At 73.1% G+C, this 16587-nt stretch carries 17 protein-coding genes and 1 pseudogene; 6 read left to right on the forward strand and 12 right to left on the reverse strand.

What is annotated here, in order from left to right; all coding sequences use genetic code 11:
- Positions 1-17: 17 nt before the first annotated feature.
- Positions 18-1304, reverse strand: a complete 1287-nt coding sequence (locus JS756_RS05420; RefSeq protein ID WP_205381782.1) for a M48 family metallopeptidase — start codon at positions 1302-1304, stop codon at positions 18-20.
- Between the two features lie 95 nt (positions 1305-1399).
- Positions 1400-2479 carry an NADH:flavin oxidoreductase/NADH oxidase gene (locus tag JS756_RS05425; RefSeq protein WP_205381783.1) on the reverse strand — a complete coding sequence of 360 codons (1080 nt, stop codon included), beginning with the start codon at positions 2477-2479 and terminating at the stop codon, positions 1400-1402.
- Between the two features lie 121 nt (positions 2480-2600).
- Between JS756_RS05425 and JS756_RS05430 the strand changes: the two genes are divergently transcribed.
- The gene (locus tag JS756_RS05430) at positions 2601-2960 is read left to right on the forward strand and encodes an ArsR/SmtB family transcription factor (RefSeq protein WP_307790332.1); all 360 of its coding nucleotides are present in this window, start codon (positions 2601-2603) and stop codon (positions 2958-2960) included.
- Here the strand turns inward: JS756_RS05430 and JS756_RS05435 are convergent.
- Together JS756_RS05435 and JS756_RS05440 are read right to left on the reverse strand one after the other, a co-directional pair.
- Positions 2880-4268 carry a nucleobase:cation symporter-2 family protein gene (locus JS756_RS05435; RefSeq protein WP_205381785.1) on the reverse strand — a complete coding sequence of 463 codons (1389 nt, stop codon included), beginning with the start codon at positions 4266-4268 and terminating at the stop codon, positions 2880-2882. The genes JS756_RS05430 and JS756_RS05435 overlap by 81 nt on opposite strands.
- Before the next feature lie 130 nt (positions 4269-4398).
- Positions 4399-5778 carry an FAD-dependent oxidoreductase gene (locus JS756_RS05440; RefSeq protein WP_205381786.1) on the reverse strand — a complete coding sequence of 460 codons (1380 nt, stop codon included), beginning with the start codon at positions 5776-5778 and terminating at the stop codon, positions 4399-4401.
- A 222-nt stretch (positions 5779-6000) separates the two neighbouring features.
- Here JS756_RS05440 and JS756_RS05445 point away from each other — a divergent pair, with 222 nt between their 5' ends.
- The gene (locus JS756_RS05445; RefSeq protein ID WP_307790365.1) at positions 6001-6588 is read left to right on the forward strand and encodes a DUF6214 family protein; all 588 of its coding nucleotides are present in this window, start codon (positions 6001-6003) and stop codon (positions 6586-6588) included.
- 65 nt (positions 6589-6653) lie between these two features.
- On the opposite strand, the gene JS756_RS05450 is transcribed toward JS756_RS05445, so the two are convergent.
- From JS756_RS05450 to JS756_RS05470, 5 genes are all read right to left on the reverse strand, one after another.
- Entirely contained in the window at positions 6654-7352 is a 699-nt protein-coding gene (locus JS756_RS05450) for a TetR/AcrR family transcriptional regulator (RefSeq protein WP_205381788.1), read from the reverse strand.
- Between the two features lie 197 nt (positions 7353-7549).
- The gene (locus JS756_RS05455) at positions 7550-7984 is read right to left on the reverse strand and encodes a cytidine deaminase family protein (protein WP_205382066.1); all 435 of its coding nucleotides are present in this window, start codon (positions 7982-7984) and stop codon (positions 7550-7552) included.
- Positions 7985-8319: 335 nt separating this feature from the next.
- The gene (locus JS756_RS05460; RefSeq protein WP_307790334.1) at positions 8320-8607 is read right to left on the reverse strand and encodes a YkvA family protein; all 288 of its coding nucleotides are present in this window, start codon (positions 8605-8607) and stop codon (positions 8320-8322) included.
- Positions 8608-8739: 132 nt separating this feature from the next.
- Complete coding sequence (locus tag JS756_RS05465) at positions 8740-9414, reverse strand: phosphatase PAP2 family protein (protein WP_205381789.1); 675 nt, start codon at positions 9412-9414, stop codon at positions 8740-8742.
- 231 nt (positions 9415-9645) lie between these two features.
- Complete coding sequence (locus JS756_RS05470) at positions 9646-10533, reverse strand: NAD-dependent epimerase/dehydratase family protein (RefSeq protein ID WP_205381790.1); 888 nt, start codon at positions 10531-10533, stop codon at positions 9646-9648.
- A gap of 110 nt (positions 10534-10643) precedes the next feature.
- Between JS756_RS05470 and JS756_RS05475 the strand changes: the two genes are divergently transcribed.
- On the forward strand, positions 10644-11258 hold the full coding sequence (locus JS756_RS05475) for a TetR/AcrR family transcriptional regulator (protein ID WP_205381791.1): 615 nt from the start codon (positions 10644-10646) through the stop codon (positions 11256-11258).
- A gap of 355 nt (positions 11259-11613) precedes the next feature.
- On the opposite strand, the gene JS756_RS05480 is transcribed toward JS756_RS05475, so the two are convergent.
- Positions 11614-12549, reverse strand: coding sequence for a M56 family metallopeptidase (locus JS756_RS05480; RefSeq protein WP_205381792.1), 936 nt, complete (start codon positions 12547-12549; stop codon positions 11614-11616).
- On the opposite strand from JS756_RS05480, the pseudogene JS756_RS05485 reads away from it, so the two are divergent.
- A pseudogene (locus JS756_RS05485) lies at positions 12548-13099 on the forward strand (hypothetical protein); the annotation flags it as partial. The gene JS756_RS05480 and the pseudogene JS756_RS05485 sit on opposite strands and share 2 nt — an antisense overlap.
- A 139-nt stretch (positions 13100-13238) precedes the next feature.
- On the opposite strand, the gene JS756_RS05490 reads toward JS756_RS05485, so the two are convergent.
- A complete protein-coding gene (locus JS756_RS05490; protein WP_205381793.1) occupies positions 13239-13631 on the reverse strand; it encodes a VOC family protein in 393 nt (130 codons plus the stop codon).
- Between the two features lie 72 nt (positions 13632-13703).
- Here JS756_RS05490 and JS756_RS05495 point away from each other — a divergent pair, with 72 nt between their 5' ends.
- Positions 13704-14237, forward strand: a complete 534-nt coding sequence (locus JS756_RS05495) for a GNAT family N-acetyltransferase (protein ID WP_205381794.1) — start codon at positions 13704-13706, stop codon at positions 14235-14237.
- A gap of 15 nt (positions 14238-14252) precedes the next feature.
- Here JS756_RS05495 and JS756_RS05500 read toward each other — a convergent pair whose 3' ends face one another.
- The gene (locus JS756_RS05500; RefSeq protein ID WP_205381795.1) at positions 14253-14936 is read right to left on the reverse strand and encodes a glycerophosphodiester phosphodiesterase; all 684 of its coding nucleotides are present in this window, start codon (positions 14934-14936) and stop codon (positions 14253-14255) included.
- Positions 14937-15168: 232 nt separating this feature from the next.
- Between JS756_RS05500 and JS756_RS05505 the strand changes: the two genes are divergently transcribed.
- Entirely contained in the window at positions 15169-16566 is a 1398-nt protein-coding gene (locus JS756_RS05505; protein WP_205381796.1) for a DUF6421 family protein, read from the forward strand.
- Positions 16567-16587 lie beyond the last annotated feature (21 nt).

A 16587-nucleotide genomic window follows, 5' to 3' on the forward strand; every position in this document is an offset into this window, starting at 1 on the left:
CCGCCCGAGGCCGGGACCTAACCCCCGTAGCCGTCCCGGATGATCTGCTGCGCCAGCGTGCGCCGCGCGTCGGCGAGTTCGGCGGCGACACGGCGCTCGCGTGCGCCGTCGCTCACCACCGCCGCCGGCACGGCGGGCCCGGTCAGCAGGCAGGCACGCCTGAGGTGGGTCGGCGGGTGGGTCGAGTCGACGCTGTGCCCGCGCAGGGCGCCGGCGCGCCGCAGCCGCTCGTACTCGTGCTCGGGGACGGAGTCCATGTGCGCGGACAGCCGCTCCCACAGGACGTCGGCACGGGACTCGGCCAGCCGGGCACCGCTCCGCCCGCCCCGGGCCGCGTGGTTGGCCTCGCGGCGCAGCGCCGTGGCGGCCGAGTCCGCGACGAGGAGCCGGTCCATCAGCTCCATCGCGGCGTCGGTGGAGCCCGCCCGCGCCGCCTCCCGGTCGGCGAGGTACTCGGCGCGCTGGGCCGCCTGCAGCGTCAGCTGGTCGAGCAGCATCAGCACACCGTGGACGACCAGTCGGGGCGGCACGTACAGCAGGTTCACCACGAGCTGGATGCCGACCGGGTGGGGGATCGGGGCGAAGTAGTAGCGCCAGCGGGCCAGCGAACCGAGAGCCGTTCCCACAATGGTGTGGTGCCGGGTGTCGCCGTTGCCGTAGTGGCCGAGTTCGTGGCCGAGCAGGGCGATGCGCTGCTGCGGGGTGAGGACCTCCCACAGGGGCAGGCCGATCGTCAGCTGCCGGCGCCCCCGCATCCCGTAGGTGCTGACACCGGCGTTGACCTCCGTGTCGACGACGATCGCGTCCACCGTGCGGGTCCCGACCGATCCGGCGACGTCGTCGACGAGCGCGTGCAACTCGGGCGCGTCGGCGCGGCGCAGCACCGGCAGGTCCTCCGGCAGACGCGCGTACCGGGGCCGCAGCGCGACCGCCGTCGCCAGCAGGACCAGCCCCCCGACCATGCCGGGGCCGCCCCAGCCCCGGACGACGCCCCACACGCCGACGACGGCCAGCGCCAGGGTGACGGCGTGCACGGCCAGGGCGATCATGTGGGCGAGGACCGCGGAGGCGTCGCGCCGCGCCCGCAGGGCACCGCCGTTCCGCACCTGGTCGAGGAGCCGCTCGCCGTACCGGCGGGCCAGGGCGCGCCGGACCCGTTCCACCCGGCCGCGCTCCTGCTGTTCGCCGCCCGCGTCCACGTTCCAGTCGCAGGCGGCGCACCAGGCGGTGAACCGCGGGTCCGTCCGGACCTCGGTCCCGCACTCCGGACACGCCTGCACGATCTCTTCCGTTGTGCCCCTCATGTCGGCCCCCTCCCCTGGTGGATCCCCGCATCATTTGATCATGTTCAGGACATGGGTGCTCCGTGCGGGGTGGCGTGCGAGGGGTCGCGGACGGCTCAGCCGGCCCGGCCGTACTGCTCGGGCACCCGCATCGCGCCTCCGAGCAGTCGTGCGGCCTGCCGGGCCCAGAAGGGGTTGCGCAGCAGCTCACGGCCGATCAGGACGGCGTCGGCCTCGCCTCCCGAGACGATCTTCTCGGCCTGGTCCGGCTCGGTGATCAGGCCGACCGCGGCGACCGGCAGCGGTGTCTCGGCCTTGACCCGCGCCGCGAACGGGACCTGGTACCCGGGCCCGGTGCGGATGACCGCGCCGGAGGCGTTGCCGCCGGTGGAGACGTCCAGCAGATCGACGCCGCGTGCGTGCAGTTCCCGGGCGAAGCGCACGGTGTCGTCCGCGCTCCAGCCGCCCTCGGTCAGCCAGTCGGTCGCCGAGATGCGGAAGAACAGCGGCTTGTCCTTGGGCCACACCGCGCGGACGGCGTCGACGACCTCCAGCGGGAAGCGGGTGCGGTTCTCGTAGGAGCCGCCGTAGGCGTCGGTACGGTGGTTGGAGTGCGGTGAGAGGAACTCGTTGACGAGGTAGCCGTGGGCGCCGTGGATCTCGACCACCTCGAACCCGGCCGCCAGCGCCCGGCGCGCGGCGTCCGCGAACCGGTCGACGATCCGCCTCAGCCCCTCGACGGTCAGCTCGGTGGGCACCGGATGGCGCTCGTCGAAGGCGACGGGGCTCGGCGCCAGCGGCTGCCAGCCGTGCTCCTGCGGCCCGAGGGGGGCGCCGCCCTTCCACGGCCGGTCGGTGGAGGCCTTGCGGCCGCTGTGGGCGAGCTGGATCGCGGGCACGGTGCCGTGGTCCGCCAGGAAGCCGGTGATGCGGCGGAAGGCCTCGGCCTGGGTGTCGTTCCACAGCCCGAGGTCGTGGGGGGAGATCCTGCCCTCGGGCGACACGGCGGTGGCCTCGACGACGATCAGGCCGGTGCCGCCGGCCGCACGGGCCGCGTAGTGCGCGAAGTGCCAGTCGGTGGGGACGCCCGCCGCCGGACCCTGCGGGGCCGCCGAGTACTGGCACATCGGCGCCATCCACACGCGGTTGGGGATCGTCAGATCGCGCAGGGTGCAGGGCTCGAAGAGCGCACTCACGGCGGACTCCATTCGTCACGGGACCAGCGAACGTCTCGTACGATAGCCCTCGTACTACGACGAGTGTCAAACTACGATGCTTCTCGTACGATGGAGACTCCCGAGGAAGTGGAGCCACGCCGTGACCCCCGCCACCCCCGCCGCCGGCAGTCGCGGACTTCCGCACCCGGAGCCCGGGCAGATCCGGCTGGAGGCCGTGCTGCACGCGCTGGCAGACCCGGTACGGCTCAGCATCGTGCGGGAACTCGCCGCCGACGGCGACGAGTTCGCCTGCTCGCACTTCGACCTGCCGGTCACCAAGTCGACCACCACGCACCACTTCCGGGTGCTGCGCGAGGCCGGCGTGGTGCGGCAGGCCTACCGGGGCACCGCCAAGATGAACAGCCTGCGCCGGGAGGAGCTAGACCGCCTCTTCCCGGGCCTCCTGGACTGCCTCCTGCGGGCCGCCGCCGGCCAGGCCGTCCGCCTCGGTGACGGGTGAACCCGCCGTGCCGGGCAGGTGGTTGAAGAGCAGGTTCAGTGCGATCGCGGTCAGGCAGCCCGCGCTGATGCCGCTGTTCATCACCGTTTGGAACCAGTCGGGGAAGCGGTCGTAGACGGCCGGCACCCCGACCGGCAGCATGCCGACCGCCACCGACACGGCCACCACCGTCAGATTGTGGTTGTCCCGGAAATCGACCTGGGCCAGCGTCCGCAGGCCGCTCGCGGCGACCGTCCCGAACATCACCAGGCCCGCTCCGCCGAGCACCGGCGCCGGGACCGCCGCGACCAGCGCGCCCAGCTTCGGCAGCAGGCCCAGCAGGACGAGGATGCCGCCCGCGGCGGCGACCACCCACCGGCTGCGCACCCGGGTCAGGCCGACCAGGCCGACGTTCTGCGCGTACGCCGTGTACGGGAACGTGATGAAGACCCCGCCGAGGACGGTCGACAGCCCGTCAGCCCGCAACCCGTCGGACAGCGAGCGGGGCTCCACCTTCCGCCCCGTCATCTCCCCGACGGCGATCAGGTCACCGGTGGTCTCGGTCATCGTCACCAGGGCGACCACCAGCATGGACACGATCGCGGACACCTCGAAGACCGGCGCCCCGAAGTGGAACGGCGTGCTGACGCCGAGCCAGCCGGCGTCCGAGACGCCGCCGAAGTCGGTGAAGCCGAACGGGACCGCCACCGCGAGGCCGACCACGATGCCGATCAGCACCGCGATCCGGCTCAGGAACGCCGGTGCGAACCGCTGCACACCCAGCACCGCCGCGAGCACGAAGGCCGCGAGCGCGAGGTTCCTCGGCGCGCCGAAGTCCGCGGCGCCCACGCCGCCCGCCGCCCAGTTGCCCGCCACCGGCAGCAGGGAGACCCCGATGATCAGGATCACGGTGCCGGTGACCAGCGGCGGGAAGAAACGCAACAGTCTGCCGAAGGCCGGCGCCAGCAGCATGATCGCCAGCCCCGCGACGATCACCGCGCCGTAGATCGCGGGCAGTCCGCCGCCCGTCGTCCCGATCAGCACCATCGGGGAGACGGCCGCGAACGTGCAGCCCTGCATGATCGGCAGTCGCACTCCGAACCGCCAGAAGCCGACGCACTGGATCAGTGTGGCCATGCCGCACACCAGCAGGTCGGCGGTGATCAGATACGCCAGGTCGGCGGGCGGCAGCTTCATCGCCCCGCCCACGATCAGCGGAACGGCCACCGCGCCCGCGTACATCGCGAGCACGTGCTGCAGGCCGAAGGCGGCCAACTGCCGTACGGGCGGCACCTCGTCGACGGGATGAACGGGTGCGGTCACAGGCATGGGCACTCCAGGGCGGCCGGGAGGGGGTGGCGAGAAGAGAACAGCACGAGACCGTAGGCGACTTGAACAGTTTGTTGATTTCGGGGGCGTTGCCGCCGTGTGTCCTGCCCGCCGGGCACCGCCGACTGCGCTACGCGCCCGATCGTGCCGCCGCCAGCAGGGACGCCCAGTCGGGCAGCTTGACCACGCCGCGCCCCAGTGTGGCGCCCAGCCGCGCCTCGGCCCGTTCGATGGCGAGCCACCCCGCCCAGTCGACCGGCTCCGCACCCTCCGCTCGCAGCGCGCCGACCGGATCGCCGGGCAGCCCGCGCGCCGCGAGTGCGGGAGCGTCCGCCAGCAGCGAGGCCACCGTCTCCTTGGCGCAGGGGCGGTTGGTGCCGATGACGCCCGTCGGGCCGCGCTTGATCCAGCCGGCCACGTACCGGCCCGGAAGCGCCGCCCCCTCGAGCATCACCCGCCCGGCCAGGTGCGGGACCGTGCCGTGCTCGGCGTCGAAGGGCAGCCCCTCCTGCGGGACCCCGCGGTAGCCCACCGACCGCAGTACCAGCTCGGCATCGATCTCCTCGAACCGGCCGGTGCCGTGGACGCCGCCGTGCCCGTCCGGCGCCGTCCGCTCGAACCGCACCGCGCCCACGCGGGCGCTCCCGCACTCCCCGCGCGGCCCGCCGGGTGACGGAACCCCGCCGGGCAGCAGTTCGACCGGGCGCAGGAAGAACCGCAGCCGGATCCGCCGCGGGGCGCCCCGGCGCGGCCGGGCCGCCCACTCCCGCAGCACCTCCACGTTCCGGCGCTGCACGGCCGGCAGGCCGGACGGGTCGGTGTACTGCGGGTCCAGCGCCAACTCCCCCGGATCCACGATCACTTCGGCATCCGGCAGGGAACCGAGCTCACGCAGCTCCTTGGTGGTGAAACGAGCCTGGGACGGTCCGCGCCGGGCCACCATGTGGATGTCGGCGACCCGGCTCGCGGCCAGCGCGGTGAGCGCGGCCTGCGGCATGTCGGTGCCGCTCAGCTCGTCCGCGCCCCGCGCCAGGATCCGCGTCACGTCGAGGGCCACGTTCCCCGCGCCGATCACCACCGCCGCGCGGGCGCCGGCGACGAAGCCGCCGTCCGGGGCGTCCGGGTGGGCGCTGTACCAGGACACGAACCGCGTCGCCGACCAGCTGCCCGGCAGGTCCTCGCCCGGCACGCCCAGCCGGCGGTCGGTGGCCGCACCCACGCAGTAGACGACCGCGTGGTAGAGCTCCGCGAGCCGTCCCGCCGGGATCCCTCCGGCGCCGACGTGGATGCCGCCCAGGAACCGGACCCGCGGCTCCTGGAGGATCGTCCGCAGGTTGTTCTGCAGCGACTTGATCTTCTCGTGGTCCGGGGCAACGCCGTAGCGCACCAGCCCGTACGGGCACGGGAGCCGGTCCAGGACGTCGACGAGCACCTCGGAGTCCTGCTGGAGCAGGCTCTGGGCGGTGTAGACCCCGCTGGGCCCTGAGCCCACGACGGCGACACGGAGCACGGCACAACTCCTTACCCAGGGGCCGGGACGGCCCGGGAGGCCGGGGAAGAGCGCTGTCGCCTCCAGCATCGCACCGGGTGTGCTGCGCTGACAGGGTGCCGGGCGCGCCGGATGGTGCGTGTCCGTTCGTATGGAATGTGATCATGCGGTTACGTTGCGTGTGTGTTGGAAGCATCCTTTCTTAATCTTTCTGATCGGTCCGGGGCGGACGGTGCCGTGTCCGTGTGGCCCGCGTGGGAAGTGCAGGAGGACGGCGGTGTGACCTCGTGGTTCCAGGTCCGGCTGGCGTTCCCCGACGGCGCCCGGGTCGACGCCCTCGCCGTGGTGTCCGCCGGCTGCGTGCGGCTCGAGGACGTCCGTGCCCAGCCCGCGCTGTCCCTGGACGACCTGACCGTGCTCGCGGACTGGATCGAGGAGCCCCTGTTCGAGGCGTGCGGCGTCGACCCCGACCGCCCGGACGGAGCGGACGGAGCGGACGGACCGGAACCCGGCGACATCCAGGACCTGCGCCGGGGCGGCCCCACACGCGACGCGGGCGGCGCCGTCGGTGCCTTCGGGGCGGGCGACGCGTGCGCGGTGGACGGCGCCCCCGGTGAGCCCGGAGCCGGGCGCCGGGCCCGCCCGGCCTGGCCGCGTGGCATCGAGGGCCGCCGGCTGGTCGCCCAGGAGTACCGCGCGGCCCAGGAGGACGGTGTCGACCCGGTCCATGCGGTGATGTGCGTGACCGGCCACAGCCGCCGCAAGTCCCTGCGCCTGATCGCCCAGGCCCGCGACGCGGGCTTCCTCGCGCCACGTCACGCGCGGCGCTGACACGGCCGATCGCCCGCGGGTGCGGGGGGTGCCCGGCCCGCGGGCTCACCGCCCCGCCCGTCGCCTCAGCCCTCGGCCGTGCCGGGACCCTTCGGCTGCCCGCAGTTCTTCCCGCCGGTCGCGAAGAACCGGGAGAGGTCGGTACGGCACGCCCCGCCGGAGGCCGACGGAGGGGCCGGCGGGAGTCCCAGCCCGCAGTCGAGCCGATACCGCGCGAACAGCTCGGACCGCATCGCGGCGAACGGCATCGGCACCTTCGGCAGCACCATCGCGTACACCGCGCCCATGAGGTGCGAACGCAGCATCGGATAGTCGGCGTCGACGTCACCGGAGCCGTGCCGGGCGACGGTGTCCCGCAGCAGTTCGGCCAGTCGCTTCTGCTCAGGGCACTGCACGAACCCCTCGGCCTGCAGCAGCCCGGCCATGTGCTGGCGCATCAGCACGGTCCGGTCGCGGGCCAGCCCGAGGATCGCGTCGATGGCCCGCGCCATGCGCTCGCTGCCGTCGTCGGTGTGCGGTTCCCGTTCCAGTGCCTCTTCCAGCGTGCGGTGCATCAGCCGGTGCACGGCCGACTGCACGAGCTGACGCTTGCCGGGGAAGTAGTACGACACCAGGCCCCGCGCCGAACCCGCCCGGTCGGCGATGTCGCTCAGTGTGGTGGCCTCGTAGCCGCGCTCGTCGACCAGTTCGACCGCCGCCTGGAGCAGCCGCTCGCGGGAACGTCGCCGCAATTCTGCGTTGACCGAGGCGCTGCGCGGGGACATGCTGTAACTCCTGCGTTGACTGGCTGCCAGCCAACTATACTCAGCGCGTGTCGGCCGGCCCTTTCCTGGGCATGGTCGTTCTGCCGCCCGTCTCGGGCGACGCGGGGGATCGTCCGAGACGGGCTTTCGCTCCCCCCGATGGTGGCCTCGGGCTACGGACGGGGCCGCGTCCGTAGCCCTTCCGCCGTCCGGCGACGTCACTGCGGCAGCACGCCGCCCTCCTCGGCGCCGAGCTGGTGATCGGCCCACACATAGCTCTCGGGCAGCAGGTCGGTGACGCGCACGGTACGGATGCGCTCGCCCGCGCCGACGACGACCTTCAGGGCCGGAAAGTAGTCCAGGAGCACCTGACGGCATCGCCCGCACGGGGGTACGACGCCTCGGTCGCGGTCGCCCACGGCGACGATGGTGTCCAGCTCGTACACGCCCTGAGCGGCGGCGGCACCGATCAGGACCTGCTCCGCGCAGGGGCCGCCCGTGAAGTGGTAGGCGTTCACCGCGGTGACGATCAGACCGTCCCGGCTGCGGCCCGCCGCTGCCATGGTGTGGTTGTCGCCCCGGCAGCGGGTGCGTGCGACGTTCGCCGCGGCCCGGACGAGCTCGTGGTCGACGGGATGGGGGTGCGCGGTCATGTCTTCGACCTTCCTCGGCTTCTGCGGCTGCTGGGCTTCCTCGGATCTCTGCCGCCAGGCGACGGTGACGCGGGCGAGGAGCACACGCAACTGAAAACCACCGACCGCGCGGTGCGGGCCCGGGATCCGTCCCACCTCTCCGCCGTCCTCCACACCCGCTACCGGCACCACCGGGCGCGGAACGACCTCGACGAGGCCATCGATGTGGCCGGAGAGGCCGCCCGCCCTCACCCGTGGACTCCTTCCCGTCGTCACCTGGCGCGGGCTGGATCGGCGCAGTCAGGAGCACGTCCTGAAGCAGGCAGGGCCGGCGATCGCCGCGGACGCAGGACGGGCTACCTGGCTGTGATCCCGGCTCGCTCGGCCGCCTTGTTCAGCGACTGCAGGGCGGCGAGGAGGACGCCGATGTCGTCGAGGTAGACCGGATCGGGCAGCAGGTCGACCGGACAGATCGTGTAGGCGATCGCCGCCCAGAACGCGACCTTGTTCTGGAACGGCACTTCCTCACCGCCCAGCAACCGGAAGCTCTTCCTGAGTCTGAGAACGAGGGTGACGACCACGCCCAGCATCGCGATGACGGCCACACAGCCCGCGATGACGGCCAAGTAGAGCCAGTTCTCCACGAAATCTCCTGTGTCCCCATGGTTCGATCGCCGTGTCACCACGGTAGCGGGCGGCGTCCGGGTGTCGGCGAGGCCGGTCGCCGCCGTCGAGAAGGGGGAGGAGGGCGGCGACAGCGGGCGGCGGAGGCCGTCTCAGTCACGCCGCCTCGGACGGACGGCCACCGCCAGCGCCACGACGAGAGCCCCCAGCAGCCACCCGCCCACCACGTCCGACAGCCAGTGCACGCCCAGCCACACCCGGGTCGCACCGACACCCACGACCGAGACGACGGCGACTGCCGCCGCCGTACGGCGCACGCGGCGGCCCGCCCCGTACCGGTGCACCAGCCACAGCAGCAGCCCGCAGACGACCGTCGCCGTCATGGCGTGGCCGGACGGGTAGGCCGCGTAGTGCGCGGAGTCGACGGGGTCCGGCCAGACCGGTCGGGGCCGTCCCACCGCGGCCTTGACTCCCTGTTCGGCCAGGACCGCCAGCGCGCAGGTGCCCACCAGCCACACCGCCGTGAGCCAGGCGGCGTACCGCCGCACCAGCCACACCGCGGCGAGGGCGGCGAGGAGCCGCATCGTCCAGGGATCCCACACCCAGTCGGTGAGGATGCGGACGGCGTGCGTGAGCCCGGGGGCGTCCGTGGCCCAGCGGTGCGTGGTGCGGGCGACACGCGCGTCGGTGTCGACGAGCGGACGCCACTCGGTCGCGACCAGTGCCGTCAGCATGCCTGCACAGAGGGCCAGCGCGATTCCCGCTCTCAGCGCGGCGCGCCGTTCCTCGTCGCGGCGGGGCGGTGGGGCGGCGGGCGGGGTGTGCATGGGGCGATCCTCCCCGACCGGCGGGGGAGGAGGCCGACTACCGGCTCCGCCTCCGAGGGTCGGCTCCCACCCGCCGTGTCGGGCCGGCTTCCGTTCGCGGCGCCCGCGGCGTCCCGCAGTCGGGGCTCCGCGGCTCCGGGGCCCGGCGGCCCCGAAGTCGCGGTGGATCCGCGGTGGCTTCTCGGCGCCTGGCCCTGAGCCGCCGAGGCGGACCGCCGGTGCGGGCCGCTGTCAGCCGGTGGTGGAGAAGTAATGGCCGTCGTCGAGGTCGGCGATCAGGCCGGGCCGGAGGGGTTCCCAGCCCAGCAGCCGCCGGGTGTCCGCGGAGGGCATCGTGATGTCGAACGCCATGAACGGGAAGCCCTTGAAGTGGTCGGCGGCCTGCTCGGCCGGGATGCTCACGGCCGGGACATCCAGATGGCGGCCTATCGTCTCGGCGATCTCCCGCACCGTGACGCCCTCTTCGGCGGCGGCGTACACCTGCGAGCCCGCCGGGGCCTTCTCCAGCGCCAGCCGGAAGAGACGGCCGACGTCCAGGACGTGACCGGCGGGCCACCGGTTCGACCCGTCGCCGAGGTAGCCCGACACTCCCGTGTCGCGGGCGATCCTGATGAGTGTGGGCACGAAGCCGGCCCGGTCACGCGTGCTGTGCGTGACCGGAGGGACGCCGACGAGCACGGTCCGCACGTCCGCTTCGGAGTACGCGGCGATCGCGCGCGCCACGGCGGAGCGGGGGTTGGCGTCGATGGCCGCGTCCCGCCGCGGATCGCCGGTGGGGGTCAGACCCACGCCGATGAAGGCCTTGCCCGTGCCCTTCAGTGCCTCGCCGAAGGTCCGCACGACGGTCAGGTCGGCAGCCACGGCTTCGGCGAACCTCCCGTCGGCGATGGCCGCGTGGTCGAACGCGAGATGGACGACCGCGTCCGCTTCGGCCGCGGCCTCGTGCAGGCCGCCGAGGTCGGAGAGGTCGCCGCGGCGCACCTCGGCGCCCAGGGCCTGCACGACGGCGGTCGAGGAGGCGGACCGGGCCAGGCCGACGACCTCGTGTCCGGCTCGGATCAGTTCGGGCACGACGGCCGACGCGATGTGGCCGGCGGCGCCGGTGACGAAGACACGCATGAGGGAGCCTCCTGCTTCGGGCGCCCCGCAGAGCGGAGCGAAGTGATGTGACTTGGTACCGTCACCATAGCCCGAGTGACGGTACCAAGTCACATCACTATGCTGTCCGTATGGCCCGATGGGAACCGAACGCCAGGGTGCGGCTGGTGCGCGCCGCACTCGACCTGTTCGCCGAGCAGGGGTACGACGCCACCACCGTCAAGGAGATCGCCGACCGAGCCGGTCTGACCAAGACCACCTTTTTCCGGCACTTCCCCGACAAGCGCGAAGTGCTCTTCGCCGGCCAGGACCTGCACACCCGGCTTCTCGCCGAGGCGATCGCCGAAGCGCCCGACCGGGCCACCCCTCTCGAAGCCGTCGGCGCGGCCCTGGACGCGGTGACGGCCGCCTTCACCGAGGACCGCCGGGAGTTCAGCGCCGCGCTGCGGCCGGTCATCGCCGGGCACAGCGAACTTCAGGAGCGCTCGGCCCTGAAGCGGGCCAAGCTGGCCGAGGCCATGACGGGCGCGCTCCACGAGCGCGGTGTGCCGGAGCCGGCCGCGAGTCTCGCGGCCGAGATCGGACTCCGCGCCTTCGACCGGGCCTTCGAGCAGTGGGCCGACCCTGCGGGCCGGGAGGCGCTCACGGATCTCACCCGCCGCGCCTTCGACGAGCTCCGTGCGGCGATGGCCGCCCTCGACCAGGGGCGTCCAGCGCCTCGTGGGGAACGAACGCCGACCGCCTGAGCAGGCGATCACCGGGGCGCTGCACCTCTGGTGGCGTCACGGACCCCGGACCCTGCCCCCGCGGACCCCGTGTTCCCCGGGCCCGCTCCAGCGGCCGGCAAGGCCCCCGGGCCGGTTCGGGACCCGCTCCGGGCGGTGTCCGTCCGTCGCGGGTGCCGTTCGGTGTCGGCCTCGCGAGGGGGCCGGAGGAGAGAGAGCTCTGCTCGCCGGTGCGGTGCGGTGCGGTGCGGTGCGGTGCGGTGCGGTGCGGTGCGGCGCGTGGGTGTGCCGGGGTGTCGCGGTGGGAGGGTGCCGTCCGGCGTGGCTCCGGGGCGCGTCCCGATCCCTCCGGTGGGCTGCCGTCGGGTCCGCGCTCCTAGCCGAGGGCCCGCAGCCCCGGCACGAACGTCACCAGCAGCGGCACCACCGGCACCAACGCGGCCGCCGCCGTCAGACGTAGGCGGTGGGCCGCGGTGAGCCTGGCCGGCGGGGCGAGCAGCCGGTTCACCCGCTGCGGGACGTGCGCCTGCGGGGTCGGACAGGGGCCGAACACACCCCGGTCCTCGTTGAGTTCGACCAGTGCCAGGGCGGTGGTGAGTCGGCCGAAGCGGCGCGAGGCCATGTCGTCGGCGGCGAGTTCGACCAGCCGGTGCATCTCGTCGCGGAACGCCGCGAACACCGGCACCTGCGGGAATCCGCCGGCCAGCGCGGAGGAGCAGTGCAGCAGCCAGTCGTGCCGGGCCCGCGCATGCCCCTGCTCGTGGGCGAGTACGGCCTCCAGCTGCCGCCCCTTGAGCCGGGCGAGCGCGGCGGTGGTGATGACGAGCCGGGGTGACGTGCCCGGCAGCCACCACGCGTCGGGCCGTTCGCCCTCCAGGACGACCAGTCGTCCCGCACCCGGCTCCTCGCCGGGCAGCAGCGGTGCGCGCAGCCGGAGTTCGGCCCGGCGTGTCCGCCGCCCGGACCGGGTGCGGAGGACCTCGCGCACGAGCATGGCCGCGCTCCACATCCCGCCGCAGGCGAGCGCCACGGCGGTGCCCGCCGCCCACGGCCCGTGCGTGCCGAGGGCGTAGGCCTCCACGACCGCGCGCGGCGCCGGGGCGAAGAGATGGCCGCGTACCGCCTGCCATGCCGCGGCGGCGCTGAGCGTCATGGACAGTGCGCAGCACAGCAGGACGGCCGCGACGACGCACTGCCACATCCACAGGGCGACGACCGGTTCGCGGTCCGGCCAGTCGGCGCGGGCGAGCAGCCGGGGAGCCGTGACGGCGGTAAGGGCGCCGAGCAGCAGCAGGACCGCGGGGACCATCATGCCCAGCACCCTACGAGGGCCGGGCGCCCCGAGATACGGATTGTCACGCCAAGTGACACAGGCCACGACCCGGCGCAGCGGGGGCGGGCCCGCCCGCGTACCGCCCTCGGCGGCGGCCCGCTGCGCCGTGCCCGGACGGGCACGGCGCTGTGCGGCGCCGGCCGGCGACGGGCTCCCGCCCCGCACGGCCCGAACTCCTCGGGACCGGTGCGGAGGACGCCGTGCCCGCCCAACCCCTGCTCCGCGGCCTCGGCCCGATCGTCCCGGCGGCCACGCGCTGTTTCCTCGGCTGCGCCCCGGCCGGCTGCGCCTCCCTCGCCCTCGGCCGCCCGTACCGGGTGCTCGTCACCGCCGCCTCCCGGTACCGGGCCGACCGGCGCTCACCCGGAACCGGGCCGTCCGGCGCGTGGCCGGCAACCTCGCCGGCGTACTCGCCGTCGCCGCGGTCGTGCCGCTCGCCCACCTGCACCCGGCGGCCCTGGTCCTGCCCTGCCTCGCCTTCAACCTCGGCGCGGAGGCCCTGATCGGCCGCGACTACTGGCTGGGGACCGTGTGCGTGACCCCGATGGCGCCGCTGATCACCGGGTTCGCCCGGCACCAGGACGGCGGCGAACTGAGCACCGAGCCGGGCCGGCTCACCCGGGTCCCGCCCCGTCGGGGGGCGGGCAGTAGTGCTCAGACAGCAGTGCTCAGATCCCCGGACGGTGCCGCAGCGGATGGTCCGCCGGGACCTCCACCAGGACGATCCGCGTGCCGTCGGGGTCCGCGATCCACATCTCCACCAGGCCCCACGGTTCCCGCTGCGGGGGCCGGAGGATCTCCACGCCCCGGTCCACCAGCTCCGCGTGGGCCGCCGCCACGTCCTCGACCTGCAGCCACAGCCGCACGGCCGGGGAGGGCGGGGCGTCGGAGCGGCCGGAGAGCTCCAGGAAACCGCCGCCGAGGAAGTAGACCGTGCCGCGCTCGGGCCCCGTACCGAACTCCCGGTACACCGCGAGCCCGAGTCGCCCGCCGTAGAAGGCGCGGGAGCGCTCCGGGTCGGTGGGGCGCAGGAGTGTCCGGCTGCTGAGAACGTGCACCATACATACGGATCCTAGTGGCAGGGTTACCCTCGTCCCGGTCCGAGCCGCGCCCGAGAGAGGGAGAAGCACCCGATGGAGTCCCCTGCACTGACCTTCCGTGACGCCACCGACGCCGACGTGGACGGGCTTGTCGCGCTGATCGAGTCGGCCTACCGGGGCGACGCCAGCCGGGCCGGGTGGACCACCGAGGCCGACATACTCGACGGGCAGCGCACCGACCCGGAGGGTGTCCTGGAGGTCGTCAAGTCACCGGACAGCCGGCTTCTCACGGTCGAGCAGGACGGCGAGGTCGTCGCCTGCTGCCAGCTCGAACACCGCGGCGCCCACGCCTACTTCGGGATGTTCGCGGTACGGCCGTCCCTCCAGGGCGCCGGGCTCGGCAAGGCGATCATCGCGGAGGCGGAGCGGCAGGCCCGCGCCGCCTGGGGTGTGACGGAGATGCACATGACCGTGATCTCCCTCCGCGAGGACCTGATCGCCTGGTACGAGCGGCGCGGCTACCGCCGTACGGGCCGGACGAGTCCCTTCCCGTACGGCGACGAGCGTTTCGGTGTGCCGCTCCGCCCGGACCTTCGCTTCGAACTGCTGGTCAAGCCGCTGGGCTGACCTCGGCAGCCGCGCTCACGCGGTGAAACGGCCGGTGCGCTTGATGTCCGGGTAGTCCGTGGTCGCGCCGTCGAGCTCCAGGGCGCGGACGAGGCGCAGATGCTGCTGCGTGTTCACCACCCAGGCGCACACCCGCAGCTCCGCCTTGCGCGCCCGCTCCACCACTTCCAGTGTGAGGCGCTGGATGTCGAGGCAGACGGTCGCGGCGCCCGCCGCGACCGCGCGGTCGACCACCTCGGGCCCGTAGTGCTCGGCCACCAGCGCCGTGCGCGCTCCCGGCACGAGCCGGGTGATCTCCGCGATCGCCTCGTCGTGGAACGACAGCACCTCCACCCGGTCGGTCAGGTCCCGCTCCCGCATCACCGCGGCCAGGGTCCGCGCCGCGCGCACGTCCTTGATCTCGGCCTGGAGCGGTGTTCGCACGGTGTCCAGGACCTCCTCGAAGACGGGGATCCGCTCTCCGTGCCCCGCGTCCAGCGTGCGCAGCTCCTCCAGGGTCTTCTCGGCAATGGGGCCGCTGCCGTCCGTGGTGCGGTCCACGTCGGTGTCGTGCATGACGACCAGAGCGCCGTCCTTGCTCAGGTGCAGGTCGAGTTCGATGACGTCCAGCCCGCCCCGCTCGGCGGCGGCGAAGGAGCGCAAGGTGTTCTCGGGCTCGACGCCCATGACTCCGCGGTGACCGATGGTGAGGAAGTTCAAGGTGGCCTCGCTTCCGTCGACGGCAGTCGGGGCCGCAGCCTAGTCGCCCCTGCCCACGATGCACCCGGACGTGCGCGGGCGCGCGGAAGCATCCCTTCCCGGACCCTCTGACAGGAAAACCTGCGGTGAAGACCGGGGGTCCACAGGATATTTTCCCGAGACTCCTCTTGCTGGAAGAAACCGCATATGCCTACGGTGTCCTTACGCGAGCTTCTCCCGTGGAGGATGGGACATGACGGAAATTCTTGTGCAGGTGGGTTCGGGGGAGCAGGTTCCTCCGGTGAGCAGGGTGGTCGAGAACCCCGCCTGGCCCCGGCTCAAGGATGCCGTGGAGCGGATCCGGCCCTGGCAGTCGAAGGACGGCTCGATCGACTTCGAGGCCGACAGCGCTCCGGCCCGTGCCGACGTCGAGGCCGTCCTGCGTCAGGTGATCGAGGCCGTGCAGGAGCTGTCCCCGCTGCTGCCCCACGACGCCGCCTACCACGAGGCCCTGGCCAAGGACCTCCAGCGGTGGTCCGAGGGCGGTTTCGAGGTGCCCGACTTCCTGGACTCGCTGCTGGCCTTCCAGCCGGCCGCTCACCGCGCGGACGGCCTGCAGCACCTGGTCGTCTTCCCGATGTACACGCAGAACGGCAACCCCGATCGCAACCTCGAAGCGGTCGTGCTGCGCATGGTCTGGCCCGAGTGGCTGGCCGAGCTGGAGCGCACCCGCTACGACAACCCGCTGTTCTGCGGCATCACCTTCGAGGACTTCACCGCCGGCTACGACACCAACTCCGCCGTCCTCTTCCCCGAGACGATCGCGGTCCGCGAGGCGCCGGAACGCTTCTCCTGGGGCGGCATCTTCTGCGACCGCGAGGCCGCCCGCTTCCGCCGCGTCACCGACGCAGCCGTCGGCATCCTGGGCCTGGAGCTGCCCGAGGACATCGCCGCGATGGTCCACGACCAGAAGCGCTGCGAGGAGGCCTTCGTCCTGTGGGACATGGTCCACGACCGCACCCACAGCCATGGCGACCTGCCCTTCGACCCCTTCATGATCAAGCAGCGCCAGCCGTTCTGGATGTACGGCCTGGAGGAGCTGCGCTGTGACCTCACCGCCTTCAAGGAGGCGGTGAAGCTGGAGGCCGACGGCGTCCCGCAGGCCCGTGACGTGCAGTACGCCGTGCTGTTCGACCGCATGTTCCGCTTCCCGGTCACCGGCGACCGCGTGCGCAACTACGACGGCCTCGGCGGCCAGCTGCTCTTCGCCTACCTGCACAAGCACGACGTGGTGCGCTGGACCGACAACAAGCTGTTCATCGACTGGCAGCGCGCCCCGCAGGTCACCAACGAGCTGTGCGCCGAGATCGAGAAGCTCTACCGCGACGGCATCGACCGTCCCAAGCTCGTCCACTGGTTCGCCGGCTACGAGCTGGTCTCCACCTACCTCGCCCCGCACCCCGGCTCCAAGTGGGCCAAGGGTCCCGACGCCCTCGACCTGTCCCTGCCCCCGCGCAAGCTCGTCGATGACGTGCTTCCGGACGAGTTTCCGCTGAGCATGTTCTATGAGGCCCTGTCCAAGAAGCTGAAGAATGTGATCGCCCGGACGAAGGGCATCACGGCGGACAGCGCCGAGCAGGTCGCCGCGTGAGCGACCGGCCCAGCGAGAACA

Origin of the sequence: Streptomyces actuosus, assembly GCF_016921115.1 — a bacterium.
GTDB lineage: Bacteria > Actinomycetota > Actinomycetes > Streptomycetales > Streptomycetaceae > Streptomyces > Streptomyces actuosus_A.

Excerpts from the sequence above, each read along its gene's own strand:
- JS756_RS05420 (WP_205381782.1), bottom strand. The coding sequence starts at position 1,304 with ATGAGGGGCACAACGGAAGAGATCGTGCAGGCGTGTCCGGAGTGCGGG.
- JS756_RS05435 (WP_205381785.1), bottom strand. The coding sequence starts at position 4,268 with ATGCCTGTGACCGCACCCGTTCATCCCGTCGACGAGGTGCCGCCCGTA.
- JS756_RS05450 (WP_205381788.1), bottom strand. The coding sequence starts at position 7,352 with ATGTCCCCGCGCAGCGCCTCGGTCAACGCAGAATTGCGGCGACGTTCC.
- JS756_RS05455 (WP_205382066.1), bottom strand. The coding sequence starts at position 7,984 with ATGACCGCGCACCCCCATCCCGTCGACCACGAGCTCGTCCGGGCCGCG.
- JS756_RS05465 (WP_205381789.1), bottom strand. The coding sequence starts at position 9,414 with ATGCACACCCCGCCCGCCGCCCCACCGCCCCGCCGCGACGAGGAACGG.
- JS756_RS05470 (WP_205381790.1), bottom strand. The coding sequence starts at position 10,533 with ATGCGTGTCTTCGTCACCGGCGCCGCCGGCCACATCGCGTCGGCCGTC.
- JS756_RS05475 (WP_205381791.1), top strand. The coding sequence starts at position 10,644 with ATGGCCCGATGGGAACCGAACGCCAGGGTGCGGCTGGTGCGCGCCGCA.
- JS756_RS05480 (WP_205381792.1), bottom strand. The coding sequence starts at position 12,549 with ATGATGGTCCCCGCGGTCCTGCTGCTGCTCGGCGCCCTTACCGCCGTC.
- JS756_RS05490 (WP_205381793.1), bottom strand. The coding sequence starts at position 13,631 with ATGGTGCACGTTCTCAGCAGCCGGACACTCCTGCGCCCCACCGACCCG.
- JS756_RS05495 (WP_205381794.1), top strand. The coding sequence starts at position 13,704 with ATGGAGTCCCCTGCACTGACCTTCCGTGACGCCACCGACGCCGACGTG.
- JS756_RS05505 (WP_205381796.1), top strand. The coding sequence starts at position 15,169 with ATGACGGAAATTCTTGTGCAGGTGGGTTCGGGGGAGCAGGTTCCTCCG.